The organism is Shimazuella sp. NTD247 (assembly GCF_059510415.1).
The window spans coordinates 37,876-50,740 of sequence record NZ_JCAJZU010000005.1 but is presented as its reverse complement, the minus strand read 5'-3'; the positions used below and the strand labels follow the sequence as shown (position 1 = coordinate 50,740).

The window sequence follows — 12,865 nt, the reverse complement described above, 5'->3', positions numbered from 1 at the left end:
CCGATAATACAAAACCCAAGAGATAAGCATATCCCTTGGGTTTATCATTTCTAAACTAATACTCTTGTTTTGCCAACATCCAATGCTGCTTGTACAATTTGATGTGCAGCATCGGGAGAGGAAATCGGAAAAAATCGCTCTGCTGCATTTTGTTGAAATAAACGTGACTGAAAAAATTTTTCAATTTGCAAGCAAACCGTATCAGGCCTTGTTTTGAAAGCAACGCGATGATGCACCAGATATTGTTGGTTTGCTTCCTCTTGTCCGGGAAATGCTTCAAACAAAAGCATAGGAAGCTTTTTAGCCAATGCTTCTGTGATTGTCACACCACCAGGTTTGGTGACGAGTAAATCAGCAGCTGCCATGAACAGCTCCATATCTGTCCGATATTTCTCTAAACGAATATGCTGTCCATATCTTTTTCGTGTCAACCGATCGTACAATGATTCATTGGAACCTGTTAAGATGACAAATTGCATTTGCGATAAAGCATCTAATTTATCTACCACTTGTTCCAAAGGACCCAAACCAAGTCCGCCTCCCATGACAAGAACAACTGGGTCATACAGCGGAAGAGACAAGCGGGTTCGGGCATCTGTTTGACATGTATTTTCATAATACTTGGGTTCCACTGGCAGTCCAGTCTCTAGTACTTTCACACCAGATCTCCACCGCAAGCGATCAATAATATTTCGTTTTAACATTTTTTTGGGTACACATAACACATCTGGTAACTCGACTAACCACATTGGATGCAATTCATAGTCAGTCACTACCCCAATCGTAGGTACGCGATCCCATTCAGCAGGAAGCAATAAAAGAGAAAAAGGGTGCGTTGTTACAATTTTTGTCGGTTGAAACTGTTGAAGACGAGTGATTATTTTCTTGCGGATCGTGAGACCGATTTTTCCTACCAGTTCTTTGGATACATAACGTACTAAACGAAATTGATAAGTCCAGTCGTATAAAAGATGGTACAGCGACGGAAACTTGACAAGCATACCTTGGTAACCAGATTGCAACAGGGGATGGAAGGTCTTGGGAATCAATTGCAAGAGGTCAATCGTATCTGTCTTCACCCCATGTTGACTTCGAAATTGCGTTTCCAATGCTTTAGCCGCTGCATTGTGTCCCATCCCAAAGCCGAGGGATAATAATAAGACACGTTCCATATTCGGTTGATCCCTCCCTTATACCATATATCCCATTATACTGATTTCACCAAGAAAAAAAGAGAGTTTTAGAAAAAATTAAAGATTGCTTTTTTCATTTGTTTTTCTGCTGTAAAGACTGAAGTGATAATGCAACTAGTTCTTTTACCATCCTGCCGCCCATCGCTCCGCCTATTTTCCCAGCATCTTCCGAACGTAAATCCCGGTTGCTCCCAGCTTTTAATGGTACACCAAGCTCTTTTGCCAACTCCAATTTTGCTTCTTCTTTATTGGCAAAAGAATGCCCCAAATCTTCACTGATTAATTTTTTTTGTAAGTCATCTAATGCAGCCCTCGCTCCAGGAACGAGTGGAGTGCGTTTTCTTCTACGGGACATGGACATACACCTCCTCACCATTTAGTTTGCGAAAATAATACAAAATCATACTGGGCAATTGTCGGGAAACTTTGTATAATAGACTTAAATCAACTTCCGTCCAACTAGTTGGAAAGGCAAAACTGCCATGTTCGACATCAAGAACCGCTTCCGGGGACTCTCCTCGTCGGTCAACACCAAGGTCGACCTGAGCAAGGGTCTGATGACTCTGCTCACGGTCGCCGGTTCCTTCCAGTGGCTGAACGCCTTCGGGTGGCTGTCCGTCATCGGCATCGTCGTCACGGCCAGCATCGTCGCCGCGAACAAGGACCGGCTGTCCGTCGCCGGCCAGCTCGGCATCGCCTACCTGTCCGGACTCGTGATGGACGACATCGTCGCGCCGCACGTCCTACTGGACGGCTGGCAGCGGTGGTGGATCGCGATCATCGCGGCCTACTTCGTCGGCACCAAGCTGGCGGAGTTCGTCCGCGGCTGGTTCCTCCAGGGCGTCGGTGTCCTCACCGGCGGCGCGGGACTCCTCATGCTGGGGAGCAAGGTGTTCGAGATCATCCACTTCGAGGTGCGGGACTTCTTCATCGCAGTCCTCATCGCCGCGGTGGTGTTCCTCGGATTCCAGTACAAGAAGCTGGCGAACAGCAATGTGTCCGCCAAGCAGGCTGCTACCGCCCCGACTCCGGCCTCGTCGACTGCGGGTACTCCGGCAACCTCGGCTCCGACCTCCGGTTCCACCGGTGGTTCGGGTTCCGGTACCTCGCGTCGTCGCCGTCGCACTCGTCGTCCCGCCGCCTCGGCTGGTGGTTCCGCCACCGCCAAGACCGTGGTGATGACCAAGCCGGGTGCTCCCGCGGCCGGTGGTCTCAAGAAGACCACCAAGTAGCGCGCTAGCTCAACCAGTTCAACAACACAACAAAAGTCCTAGCTAACATCCGATCGAAAGAAAGGAAAAAAACACAACAACATTCATAGTTCCATACCCCCTGCTGAGGGGCCACGATTTTGGGGGGGATCGTGGTCCGGAAGCGAAAAAGTTGGACGGAAAGGTCAGTTTGTATGTGCTGCAGCATGTATAAACTGGCCACCGACAAATCACTTACCTTCATATAGATGAAAAGCCAAACAAGGAGAACTCCTTGTTTTTTCTTTTTGGAAATATAAATTGATATATCAAAAGAAAATACAGTTTGCTATAATAAAAGAAATACCGTCCCATCCAGCCTAGGTTGGATGATTACGAAAGGTTTCCCATGGACATCGCTGGTCTGAAGAAGGTCGGTAGCAAGGTCACGAACTACCTGAGCAACAAGATCCAGGAGAGGACGTCCCTGTCGGCCGGTGCTTCGAAGATCACTGCCATCGCGGCGCTGATCATCGTCCCGATCGTCATGCTGTCCATCGTGGGCAGTGTCTTCGGGTTCATCTTCGGCCTGATCGCCGCCATCTTCTCGTTCATCGGGTGGTTCTTCAGCCATCTGGTGCAGATCATCATCGGCGTGGCGCTCGCAGCCATCGTCATCTGGGCCATCCGGAATCTGAAGTAGCAGTAACTCGGACGGTGGTCTGTCTCCCCTGCAATGCAGCGGGAGACAGACCACAACAAATATTACTCGTCGTATCAACAAGGCTATTGAAAAAGCCTTTTTTATTTTTCTAAAATCACTTGCGCATTCTATTTTCCACATGCTATTCTATTTACGATTGAAATTGAAAGGGTGAACCAAAAGCCGATGATCTACTAATCCGCATTCCAAAAAAACATTTCCATACGAATTTTTTATCTGGATAGGATTGGTCTAGGCTTTTATATATATGTTTGACAAGGGATGGTGTATGTTCGCGCATACTCTCTCTTTGCTTATGCCTATTCCTCTATCCAGAAAATGGATAGAGTTTTTATTTTACACTTAAAAAAGGAGCGTTTTTCTTATGCAAATAAACTTTCAAACTTGGACTGTCCCAACTCCCCTCGCCTCTCCTTATGGAATAACTATCGATAAAGAAAACAACATCTGGTTTACGGCAAACAAAGGAAATGCCATTGGAAAGATCAACAAAGCTGGGGAGATAGAAACTATTCCCATTCCTACCGAAAATGCAGGTTTGATGATTATTACTGCTGCTTCCACTGGTGAAGTTTGGTTTAGTGAAAATCAAGCAAATCAATTGGGAAAAATCGACCAAACCGGGTCGCTGATCGAATATTCCCTGCCTACCGAAAATGCAGGCCCTTATGGTCTAACAGAAGGAAAAGACGGAGATATTTGGTTTACGGAACTGCTTGCCAACAAAATCGGCAAGGTTGATAGACATGGAAAAATAAGTGAATACGATATTCCAACAGCAAATGCCTATCCATCGTTTCTTACTTGCGGAGTAGATGGAGCAGTCTGGTTTACTGAAAACGGAGCAAATCAGATTGGGCGGATTACATCTGAAGGCAGTATTACTGAATTTCCTCTACCTGCTGGATTAGAAGGGCCAGTCGGCATGACTGCTGGAGCTGATGGAAACATTTGGTTTGCAGCCATTCAAGGAAATCATATCGGCAAAATATCAATCGATGGAGAAATAACAGCCTATTCGATTCCAACAATCGACGCTCGTGCCCATGCCATCGCAGCGGGAATCAATAGTGATTTGTGGTTTACCGAATGGGGCAGCAACAAAATCGGACGAATCACACACGATGGTTTCATAACAGAATTTGATATCCCAACTGCACATGCAGAACCGCATGGAATCACGGTATCTTCGGACGGAAGTATTTGGATCGCGGAAGAGTGCGGGCAGATTGAAAAATTAACCGTTATATCATGAAAAATCATCCCAACTGCAAACTGTGGTTGGGATGATTTTATAATAAAAAAAGAGTAGATCGATTCATCTACCCTCTGAAAAACAAATGGTTTCCAATTTTCACTGTTCTATGCTTTTTTGCTTCTTCAAACATCCAACCAGAAGTAGCGGTTTCTGGGTTGAAATAGTACAAAGCGCCATGCGTTGGATCATATCCGCGAAGTGCTTCTTTCGCAGCGCGGTACGCGTCTTTACTTGGTTTTAGATTAAACTGACCATCACTCACTGCAGTAAATGCTCTTGGCTGATAAATGACACCTCTTATGCTGTGTGGAAAACCTTTTGCCTCCGTACGGTTTAAAATAACTGCTGCCACGGCTACTTTTCCTTTAAACTTCTCCCCGCGAGCTTCACTATGAACTGCTTTTGCCAATAGGCGTACTTCTGCTGCTGTTGCATTTACCGAATTATCACTTTTTGGATTCGGATGGTGTATCTTCTTTGTCTTTATTTTCTTTTTTACTGGAGGTGTTTTTTTCGTAATTTTCGCTACTTGTGTTGGCTTCACTGTCTTAACGGTTGTTACTTGAACAAGTTTGCCTGTTGTCTCCGGTTCCAAAGTCCCATCGATTGGTAATTGATAATTTGCTTGAAACTGTGCGATACAATTTCTGGTATAAGCATCATATATCCCTGTTGCAGGTTTTTTATATAAACCTAACTTTTGGAGACGGCTTTGTGTATCTCTTACTTGTATGTTCTTGTGTGCTTGGGCATAAATCGTGGAAGATGCCATCTGTGGTGCCTTTTCACTGACAAATACAAAACTAATCAACGAAGATAAGACCAATATATATTTACTAATAAGCATTTGTTGTTGTTTCCTCCTCTTGCTTGTTTTTGGGACAAATGGGATTCGGAACACTTGATCCATTATAAAGGGAGCTGCCAAGTGTACACTACCGGCAAAGTTTCCCATCCAGCAATTGGATTTGACAACAAAAAAATACAGCCATGTAACTGGCTGTATTTTTTACAATAGAATGCTTATTTTGCTGCTTGATAACGTTTGTTCACTTCATCCCAGTTCACTACATTCCAGAATGCATTGATGTAATCCGGGCGTTTGTTTTGATAGTTGAGGTAATAAGCATGCTCCCAAACATCCAAACCAAGTACAGGAGCAGCACCATCCGTAAGCGGGCTGTCTTGATTTGCTGTGGAAGTTACAGCTAGTTTGCCATCTTTGACAACAAGCCATGCCCAGCCGCTGCCAAAACGCTTCACTGCTGCATCTGCAAATTGTTTTTTAAGTTCATCGTAGCTGCCAAATGTGTCGTCAATCGCTTTTGCGATTTCTCCAGTTGGAGCTCCGCCGCCATTTGGGCTTAAAATTTGCCAGAAAAAGCTGTGATTTGCATGTCCGCCGCCATTATTGCGAACAGCGGTACGAATGCTTTCTGGAAGTTTATCTAAATTAGCAACTAGTTCCTCTATGGATTGATCTGCAACATCTTGACCTTCCAATGCTGCATTTAGGTTATTAACGTATGTAGCGTGGTGACGATCATGGTGGATTTCCATGGTTAATGCATCAATATGAGGTTCCAAAGCGTCAAAAGCATAGGGAAGTGCTGGCAGTTCATATTTTGGCATTTTATATATCCCTCCAAAAAAGTAAGTTGCTAGTATTCTTTCTCCTCTATTATGCGAAAAAAATCTTCTTTTAGTCAAGCTGTTATGATCGTTCTCAGCTGCCTTACATCATCTAAAATGTAATTCGCACCCAATTCTTCAAATTTTCCCCGTGCAGCTTGTCCTGTCAGACCTGTAAGCATTGCTGCAAAGTGACAACCGATGGACTGGGCAGCAAGAAAATCAGCAACAGAATCCCCCACTACTAATACTTTTTCCCCATTTCCAATGGGAAGGGATAATTCCAGTGCCTTCTGCGCTGTTGCATGTTCCCCTAAATATCCTAACAAATACGTAAATGGATGCGGCTTTCCAAGCGGTGCTTCATGTGGATACTCTTCCTCTGCTGATACGACATCCGATGCGGTCACGATGCGTTTCGAATCAAAATTTGTCAACAATCCCATTTCCCGCAAGGGTACTTCCATTTCCAAATAAGGCCGGCCTGTTCCAATCCCAAGTGTGATCCCTTGTTTAGAAAGATCCGAAAACAACTGTTGAAGTTCCTCAATTGGTGCTAGTGGAATTTCTTGATATAAAAATCCTTGTTTTCCTTTTGTTCTAGCAAATCCTTCTTCTTTTTCGAACAATTCTTCCCCAAAATACCATTCTTGGTAAACGGAGCGCCCGAGTTCCCATAAACTGCTCACTCGGGAGAAATAATCCACATCGATGCCAAATCGCTTTTGGACATATTGATTAAAATAAACTAACAGTTCATCTCGATTGAGTTTTCCGTTCGATTCATCAAATAAAGTAGCGAAATAAGTAAAGTCAGGTTTGATACCATATGTATGTTTTTTTAATGCCAGTAAAGATTCTTCGGTAATTGGTCTCACGATCCAGTCCCGCACAAAAGCTGGATTTGCCTTTTCCAACAGCAGCATCAACTGCGTGCTGAAAACAAGATAGACCATATCCCAGTTGGCATTTATCCCGCGGTCTTTCATCCAATCTAGTATTGTATCGTCTTGGAATACTTCTTTGCGAATATATCTTATCCGTTCCTCACGAGGAGTTGTCGTAAATTCCCCTTCTGTCAGCTCTAAAAAATGAGGCCCGTATAACATTTCCCACACAGCTAAAGCAGATGCATCAAAGCACCGTTCCTCACTCAATAAAACCCCATCTACATCAAATAAAATCATTTGGTACATCCAATTCCCTCTCCTTATAAAAGCCCTAATTCCTTTATCTTAAATGAGTCTTCCTATAGAGTAAAGCACACTCATCCTTCATCTTTTCGCAAAGCGACAAAAATATGAAAAGCACAAAAAAGTTAGTACATTTTTAACAATTTCCTACTTCAAATTAATAGACAATTCGGTATGATAGAAATACCTCTTCTATTTGGGAAGAGCGTGGCTGAATTTGGAGGGAAATAATTTGAGAAAGTTTCGTTTCATTGCTGTTTTGGTAGCTTTTGCATGCATTTTGTCTTTTGTTGGGTTACCAAAAGCATCTTTTGCTGACTCCGTAATAACAAAAAAAATCGAAGTCAACAAAACTACCAACTATCTTTATTTATATGAGAACGGAAAAGTAGTAAAAACATACCGCGTTGCTACAGGAAAAACCAAAGAATTAACTCCAGAGGGAACTTTCCCGATTGTCGTAAAAATCAATAGTCCAAGCTGGAAAAACGTCCCACCTGGTCCAAATAACCCATTGGGTCCTCGCTGGAATGGTTTTAGCGTCAACGGAGATAATGGAAGATCTTATGGAATTCATGGTACCAATCAACCCAGCTCTATCGGAACACATGCCTCTCATGGCTGTATTCGTATGTTAAATGAGCAAGTAATTGATCTGTACAACCGTATTTATGAAGGGGTTCCTGTTTGGATTCACACAGGATCAAGCAATGGCGTTTGGCGCGGAGATATGAGTGTTGGTTTGAAACCAGCTACAGGATATGTAAAAACAACAAAAAGTACTACTGCATGGACAGGACCTTCCACTGGTTCTTTCAAAATTACTACAGTAGCAAAAAACACTACACTTACTCGTACCGGCACTTCCGGCAGTTACACACAAGTAAAACTGTCCAATGGCCGCAAAGGCTTTATTTACAACGGTGACCTCAATACAGGTCTTACCTTTAAACCGGAATCAGGCTATGCCGAGGTTACGGTAGATAATGCAAATGTCCGTAAATCACCTGACACTTCTTCCACTGTGGTGGAAAAAGCCAAAAAAGGTTCTCACTACGTATTGCTCGCAGACAATGGAGAATGGTACCAAGTGAAGACCGCAAGCGGTAAAGTTGCGTATATCAGTCACTTGGTCGCAAAAAAATGGGTAGTTACTGTTACCGCAAGTACAGCTAACATCCGCGCTTCAGCGTCCATGAGTGCTCCAGTGATCGCAAAAGCATCACAAGGAACTACGCTGACAAAGCTAGGGATGTCCGGAGAATTCCACAAAATCCGTCTATCCAATGGAACAATTGGATATATCCATCAATCTGTAGCGAAGTAAGGGAAAACGACTCTGTTAAAACGGAGTCGTTTTGTTATTGCTTATGTAATTTAAAACCTTTTTGAATGCAAGCTTTTATTTCAGTGCTTATATTCAATTGATCCAATTGATCTTCACCTATCCATTTTGCATCAGTATGGTTATCACTTAACTTTATCACTTGTCGATTCTTTTCATCTTTGAACTTTACCTTGTACAAAATTTCAACAGTATGTCGACCTCCGTTTTCTGAAATATATGAAAAAGTATGGTAGGGGTTTTCTACCTGTACATTCAAATTTACCTCTTCCTTGAACTCCCTTGCTAAGGCTTCAGCAGGATCTTCGCCAAAGTCAACTTTCCCACCAGGTAATTCAAAATATCCGGCTAAAAACTTTTCTTTTTGACTGCGTTGAATAACTAAAACCTTGTTTTCTTTCATAAGAAAACCTGTGCAAACAATCTTTTGTACCATTTTGCCCCTCCTGATTTCTGTTAGGTGAATTTTAACTTATCTAGTTTTCTTACTCCTGATATATTTACATTGCATTCCAAAAGAAACCTACTAATTTGATAAAATCAAATCTAGATACTCTGCTACATATTTTCAAAATAGATTTTGTATTTTTCAGTAGCTTTTACTCCATCAATAACGGTATCATTCAAACTACGAAAGTAGTTAATACCATCCACTACAAGGCTTTCACCTGGATTATTGGTTAGAAGGTCTACAACAATGTGAACAGGCTTATTGTAGTAAGATTTAAAATGTTCCCCAATAGCGAATGCAGACATAAAATTAATCAATGTTCCCACATGAGGAAAACTGTTCAATTGAGCACAGAGGTACAGATTGATACTTTCTTTCCCTTCCATTTTATACTCAATCAGACGAGCCAAATCCTTTGTAATATGATTCATTCCTACAAAGGGATAAAACACAGTATCCATTTTTTTAGCGAAATTCATCCTGTTTCCTCCTGTTTTCCTTAATTAATAAATGCAAACTTCCCAAGGCTCTACAACAGATAAATCATGGATTAGTTTGTCTCCTACTGGCTTTACATCATCTAGGTAATCTAACAACTTCGGAAGATTATTCAATATCAGATATGATCGAGGTGGTCTAAAATCAAGTACCACTTCTTTTAAGCTGGATAGGGGCACTTGATTTATTTCTTGAAATTCCAAGATAGGTATCGCGTACCGATTACCTCTTTCAACAAAATCATCTAACCTTTTCATTGCTTCTTCATGTTCTGCAAACTGTTTTTTCCAAGTTTCCAATTCAATTCTTTTCCCAAATTTTATTTTTGCGACAACTTGCTGCACTGGTGCACTTAAATACAAATAGGCATAACACTCTTCATTACGAAATCGGCTTCGATACTCATAACGTTTTAATCCTTCTTTTATAGGATCGTAAAACGGAGCTGGAGTAAAACTTAGAAAGATTGTTTTCATTTTTTAAGCCTCCTAAAAATAAATTTGCTAGCAGAGCAGCTCTATTAAATACCTCTCTTGCTGATGAATTTTTTCCAATTCAAAAGTAGAAATACTAGTGATGAGGGTAGACCGAAACTGACTAACTTTCTCAATATTCATAGTTAGGAAAAACCGAAAGAGATCTTCCATTTTTTTTGGTTCATGCTCTCCATTTTTTGTTTTAGATACCGATCTCCATAATGCAGTAGAATATAAACCGCTTCTAAAAGAGTGGATCGTGTATTGGCTTCTCGTAACCTTTCCACAAGTTACACATAGTCATCTCCCTCACCACATAATAAACAAAATATTCGGCTATTTCATCGCCTGTTTGTATTGCTTCACTCAATTCCATCTCAATTGATCTTTCTCTAACTCAACTACAGTGCAAGAAATTACTTCTACTTCGTCTTTCCTATCATGAATGGGATTAGCAAAGATATCGTATGACTTCCCTTGTATATAAACCATCCCATTAAGCATTTCCACAATTTGAGTATTCAACAATGAGAATTCAATATTCTTCCCATCTATTGTTCGTATCTGAACAATACTTTCTTTTCTTTGAAGATGGGACAGAAGATATGGATTCTCTTCCAACTGCATAACAACATGTAAATCCTTCTTTTGATCCGACTGCTCAAACACCATGCGATAATCATGAGACAATCGATACCCTGAAAAAGACTTTAAAAACTCCCAAAATCGCTTTACTTTTTCCAAACCTCCGGCAACGATAATCTGAAAAAAATTCGTTTCTCCTTCCTTACATCTCGGTAACGAAGGTAGTAATGGATTTACTTGATTAGTTTTCATAAAAATCCCTCCCAAATCTTGATATTCTTTGTCAATATTCTGGACAGTGCCCATGTACGAATTTTCCTTTTGGGTTAGAAGTCAGCATAAACTTTTCCTCAGTCTTGTCTTGATACCATCTCCTATTACTCCTTGTCTTGTAGAGAACGTCTAATTTCCATACGAATCAGCGCATGATACCATCTTTCGTTATCATCGATGCCATTAGGAAACAAAAACTTTATGATGTAAGTTTTACCAGATGAATGCAACTCTTTAATAATCAACGATTTTTGATTGTGCATCATACCGCAATTAAATTAATATTTGTCTACAATTTGCACTAAGGAATTCGGGGTATAGTTTTTTTTGATAATCCAATCCAATTCCATCACATTGTTGCATCATCCATTTCTTTGAGGATTACATTTTTCAAATTACAATCTAGATTTACACTATTCAGTCTATATTTAAATGGATATTTTTTCAATGCCTTTTTTCGTTTTTTTCTGAATTATGATATAGTCAGCAGTATATATCTAGATTGTAAGTCGATAAGGAGCAAAAAACATGGACAAATTCTCAACTTGGACTGATTTAAATGGATTAAAGATTGGTCTAATACCAATTGGATCATTAGAACAACATGGACACCACCTACCTATAGCAACAGATAGTATTATTGCTGAAGCTATTGCAAATAAACTGGGCAAATCTCTGAAAAATTCTTTTGTAGTACCAGTACTGCCCTATTCGGCTTCCTTTGAACATTCTAGCTTTCCAGGGTCTATTTCGTTAAAATCTACTACCATTATTTCCATTGTAAAAGATGTGGTTCACTCACTAGAAAGAATGGGAATTGAAAAATGTATTATTATAAATGGTCATGGAGGAAATTATCTATTAGGCAATATAGCCCAAGAAATGAATGTTGATAGATCTAGGCTATTAATCACACCTAATAGAAAGCATTGGGAAAATGCTTATAGAGAAGCTGGAATCTCATCTACAACATCAGAAGACATGCATGCTGGAGAAGGAGAAACTTCTATTTTGTTGCATTTATTCGAAGAAAAAACTGTAGTAAGAACAGAAAAATTCATAGATGTTAAATCGAAATCGAGAGAATTGCTAACTGTTTTGGGAATGAAATCTTATACAAAAACTGGAGCAATTGGCTTTCCAACACGGGCTACTGCAAAAAAAGGAGAATTGTTACTACACCATTTAGCAAAGCAAATCGAATTAACGGTAGAGGAGTTTATTAATCTTGACACGTAAAAAATGGTTAGACATATATGAAGTACTAAGAGATCGGATAATGCATTCTGAATATCCTCCAGGTGGAGAATTTCCAACTAATCTAGAGTTAATGAAAGAGTTTGAAGCTCATTCCGCTACGATTCAAAATGCAGTCAATACATTGATCCGAGATGGATTAATTTTTTCATCTGGATCTAATTCTAATCGCAGAAGAGTACGGCCCATTCCATATCGATCGAGTAGAAAAGGGGATTTCATCGAAGAACATGGAGATCCAGGCAAAGAAGTATTAATAGACATAAAAATATTATATGAAGATGAAGATTTACCTGATGATATAGCTAATCAAATGAAGGCTCCAATACTTTATTATAAAACTGCCCAATATCGAAATGATATCTTGGTTGCTGTCACACAGTCATATATTCCTAATGTAGTCCCATTGAAAGAATTGCGTACCATGTTAAAACAACCAAATGCAATGATTTATGATTGTTTGAAACAACTAGGTTGTAATCCAGTTGATTGTCAGGAAAATTTAGTTGCTTCTTTAGCCTCCACATCTGAATCGAAAGAATTGCTCCTACCACAGCATTCTAGTATCCCTATTATCAGGATAGTAAGAAAGGCTTTTGAATCTGATGGCAGGTTAGTTCAAATATGTTTTATGATCGATAGAGCAGACTGCTATGAATTTGAATATCGCTTTTCGTTATTTTAAGTTGAATTATTTATATATCTAACTCATAAAATCCGCTTAATGAATAGAGCTACAGCTTATTATTCATAAGAATGTTGCAAATCGTACAAAACGACTCTATTTTTA

The 12,865-nt window shown here is 40.4% G+C and carries 15 protein-coding genes; 6 read left to right on the top strand and 9 right to left on the bottom strand.

Annotated elements, in window-relative coordinates; all coding sequences use genetic code 11:
- Positions 1-50: 50 nt before the first annotated feature.
- Both AC5WOC_RS13350 and AC5WOC_RS13345 read right to left on the bottom strand, forming a co-directional pair.
- Complete coding sequence (locus AC5WOC_RS13350; RefSeq protein WP_496055897.1) at positions 51-1,172, bottom strand: MGDG synthase family glycosyltransferase; 1,122 nt, start codon at positions 1,170-1,172, stop codon at positions 51-53.
- 94 nt (positions 1,173-1,266) lie between these two features.
- On the bottom strand, positions 1,267-1,548 hold the full coding sequence (locus tag AC5WOC_RS13345) for an alpha/beta-type small acid-soluble spore protein (RefSeq protein WP_496055896.1): 282 nt from the start codon (positions 1,546-1,548) through the stop codon (positions 1,267-1,269).
- Positions 1,549-1,675: 127 nt separating this feature from the next.
- Between AC5WOC_RS13345 and AC5WOC_RS13340 the strand changes: the two genes are divergently transcribed.
- The 3 genes from AC5WOC_RS13340 to AC5WOC_RS13330 all read left to right on the top strand — a co-directional run bounded on the left by AC5WOC_RS13340 (position 1,676) and on the right by AC5WOC_RS13330 (position 4,362).
- Positions 1,676-2,425 carry a hypothetical protein gene (locus AC5WOC_RS13340; protein WP_496055895.1) on the top strand — a complete coding sequence of 250 codons (750 nt, stop codon included), beginning with the start codon at positions 1,676-1,678 and terminating at the stop codon, positions 2,423-2,425.
- 367 nt (positions 2,426-2,792) lie between these two features.
- On the top strand, positions 2,793-3,086 hold the full coding sequence (locus AC5WOC_RS13335) for a hypothetical protein (RefSeq protein WP_496055894.1): 294 nt from the start codon (positions 2,793-2,795) through the stop codon (positions 3,084-3,086).
- A 385-nt stretch (positions 3,087-3,471) separates the two neighbouring features.
- Positions 3,472-4,362, top strand: a complete 891-nt coding sequence (locus AC5WOC_RS13330; RefSeq protein WP_496055893.1) for a Vgb family protein — start codon at positions 3,472-3,474, stop codon at positions 4,360-4,362.
- A gap of 67 nt (positions 4,363-4,429) precedes the next feature.
- Here AC5WOC_RS13330 and AC5WOC_RS13325 read toward each other — a convergent pair whose 3' ends face one another.
- From AC5WOC_RS13325 to AC5WOC_RS13315, 3 genes are all read right to left on the bottom strand, one after another.
- Positions 4,430-5,212, bottom strand: coding sequence for a cell wall hydrolase (locus AC5WOC_RS13325; RefSeq protein ID WP_496055892.1), 783 nt, complete (start codon positions 5,210-5,212; stop codon positions 4,430-4,432).
- A gap of 176 nt (positions 5,213-5,388) precedes the next feature.
- Positions 5,389-5,997: a superoxide dismutase gene (locus AC5WOC_RS13320; protein WP_496055891.1), complete on the bottom strand. Its 609-nt coding sequence runs from the start codon at positions 5,995-5,997 to the stop codon at positions 5,389-5,391.
- A gap of 74 nt (positions 5,998-6,071) precedes the next feature.
- Entirely contained in the window at positions 6,072-7,193 is a 1,122-nt protein-coding gene (locus AC5WOC_RS13315; RefSeq protein ID WP_496055890.1) for an HAD family hydrolase, read from the bottom strand.
- A gap of 229 nt (positions 7,194-7,422) precedes the next feature.
- Here AC5WOC_RS13315 and AC5WOC_RS13310 point away from each other — a divergent pair, with 229 nt between their 5' ends.
- Positions 7,423-8,517 (top strand): L,D-transpeptidase family protein, encoded by a 1,095-nt coding sequence (locus tag AC5WOC_RS13310; RefSeq protein WP_496055889.1) that lies wholly within the window; start codon positions 7,423-7,425, stop codon positions 8,515-8,517.
- A 34-nt stretch (positions 8,518-8,551) separates the two neighbouring features.
- Here the strand turns inward: AC5WOC_RS13310 and AC5WOC_RS13305 are convergent, their stop codons facing one another.
- From AC5WOC_RS13305 to AC5WOC_RS13290, 4 genes are all read right to left on the bottom strand, one after another.
- Complete coding sequence (locus AC5WOC_RS13305; RefSeq protein ID WP_496055888.1) at positions 8,552-8,971, bottom strand: NUDIX domain-containing protein; 420 nt, start codon at positions 8,969-8,971, stop codon at positions 8,552-8,554.
- A gap of 122 nt (positions 8,972-9,093) precedes the next feature.
- On the bottom strand, positions 9,094-9,465 hold the full coding sequence (locus tag AC5WOC_RS13300) for a hypothetical protein (RefSeq protein WP_496055887.1): 372 nt from the start codon (positions 9,463-9,465) through the stop codon (positions 9,094-9,096).
- Between the two features lie 24 nt (positions 9,466-9,489).
- On the bottom strand, positions 9,490-9,960 hold the full coding sequence (locus tag AC5WOC_RS13295; protein WP_496055886.1) for a hypothetical protein: 471 nt from the start codon (positions 9,958-9,960) through the stop codon (positions 9,490-9,492).
- Between the two features lie 366 nt (positions 9,961-10,326).
- Positions 10,327-10,797 (bottom strand): hypothetical protein, encoded by a 471-nt coding sequence (locus AC5WOC_RS13290; RefSeq protein ID WP_496055885.1) that lies wholly within the window; start codon positions 10,795-10,797, stop codon positions 10,327-10,329.
- A gap of 549 nt (positions 10,798-11,346) precedes the next feature.
- On the opposite strand from AC5WOC_RS13290, the gene AC5WOC_RS13285 reads away from it, so the two are divergent.
- Positions 11,347-12,057, top strand: coding sequence for a creatininase family protein (locus AC5WOC_RS13285; RefSeq protein WP_496055884.1), 711 nt, complete (start codon positions 11,347-11,349; stop codon positions 12,055-12,057).
- Positions 12,047-12,760 (top strand): GntR family transcriptional regulator, encoded by a 714-nt coding sequence (locus AC5WOC_RS13280; RefSeq protein ID WP_496055883.1) that lies wholly within the window; start codon positions 12,047-12,049, stop codon positions 12,758-12,760. The genes AC5WOC_RS13285 and AC5WOC_RS13280 overlap by 11 nt, the downstream gene beginning before the upstream one ends.
- Positions 12,761-12,865 lie beyond the last annotated feature (105 nt).

Bases quoted from the DNA above. Each gene is read 5' to 3' on its own strand.
- AC5WOC_RS13340 (WP_496055895.1), top strand. From the start codon at position 1,676: ATGTTCGACATCAAGAACCGCTTCCGGGGACTCTCCTCGTCGGTCAAC.
- AC5WOC_RS13320 (WP_496055891.1), bottom strand. From the start codon at position 5,997: ATGCCAAAATATGAACTGCCAGCACTTCCCTATGCTTTTGACGCTTTG.
- AC5WOC_RS13290 (WP_496055885.1), bottom strand. From the start codon at position 10,797: ATGAAAACTAATCAAGTAAATCCATTACTACCTTCGTTACCGAGATGT.
- AC5WOC_RS13350 (WP_496055897.1), bottom strand. From the start codon at position 1,172: ATGGAACGTGTCTTATTATTATCCCTCGGCTTTGGGATGGGACACAAT.
- AC5WOC_RS13285 (WP_496055884.1), top strand. From the start codon at position 11,347: ATGGACAAATTCTCAACTTGGACTGATTTAAATGGATTAAAGATTGGT.
- AC5WOC_RS13330 (WP_496055893.1), top strand. From the start codon at position 3,472: ATGCAAATAAACTTTCAAACTTGGACTGTCCCAACTCCCCTCGCCTCT.
- AC5WOC_RS13300 (WP_496055887.1), bottom strand. From the start codon at position 9,465: ATGAATTTCGCTAAAAAAATGGATACTGTGTTTTATCCCTTTGTAGGA.
- AC5WOC_RS13315 (WP_496055890.1), bottom strand. From the start codon at position 7,193: ATGTACCAAATGATTTTATTTGATGTAGATGGGGTTTTATTGAGTGAG.
- AC5WOC_RS13325 (WP_496055892.1), bottom strand. From the start codon at position 5,212: ATGCTTATTAGTAAATATATATTGGTCTTATCTTCGTTGATTAGTTTT.
- AC5WOC_RS13305 (WP_496055888.1), bottom strand. From the start codon at position 8,971: ATGGTACAAAAGATTGTTTGCACAGGTTTTCTTATGAAAGAAAACAAG.
- AC5WOC_RS13335 (WP_496055894.1), top strand. From the start codon at position 2,793: ATGGACATCGCTGGTCTGAAGAAGGTCGGTAGCAAGGTCACGAACTAC.
- AC5WOC_RS13295 (WP_496055886.1), bottom strand. From the start codon at position 9,960: ATGAAAACAATCTTTCTAAGTTTTACTCCAGCTCCGTTTTACGATCCT.
- AC5WOC_RS13345 (WP_496055896.1), bottom strand. From the start codon at position 1,548: ATGTCCCGTAGAAGAAAACGCACTCCACTCGTTCCTGGAGCGAGGGCT.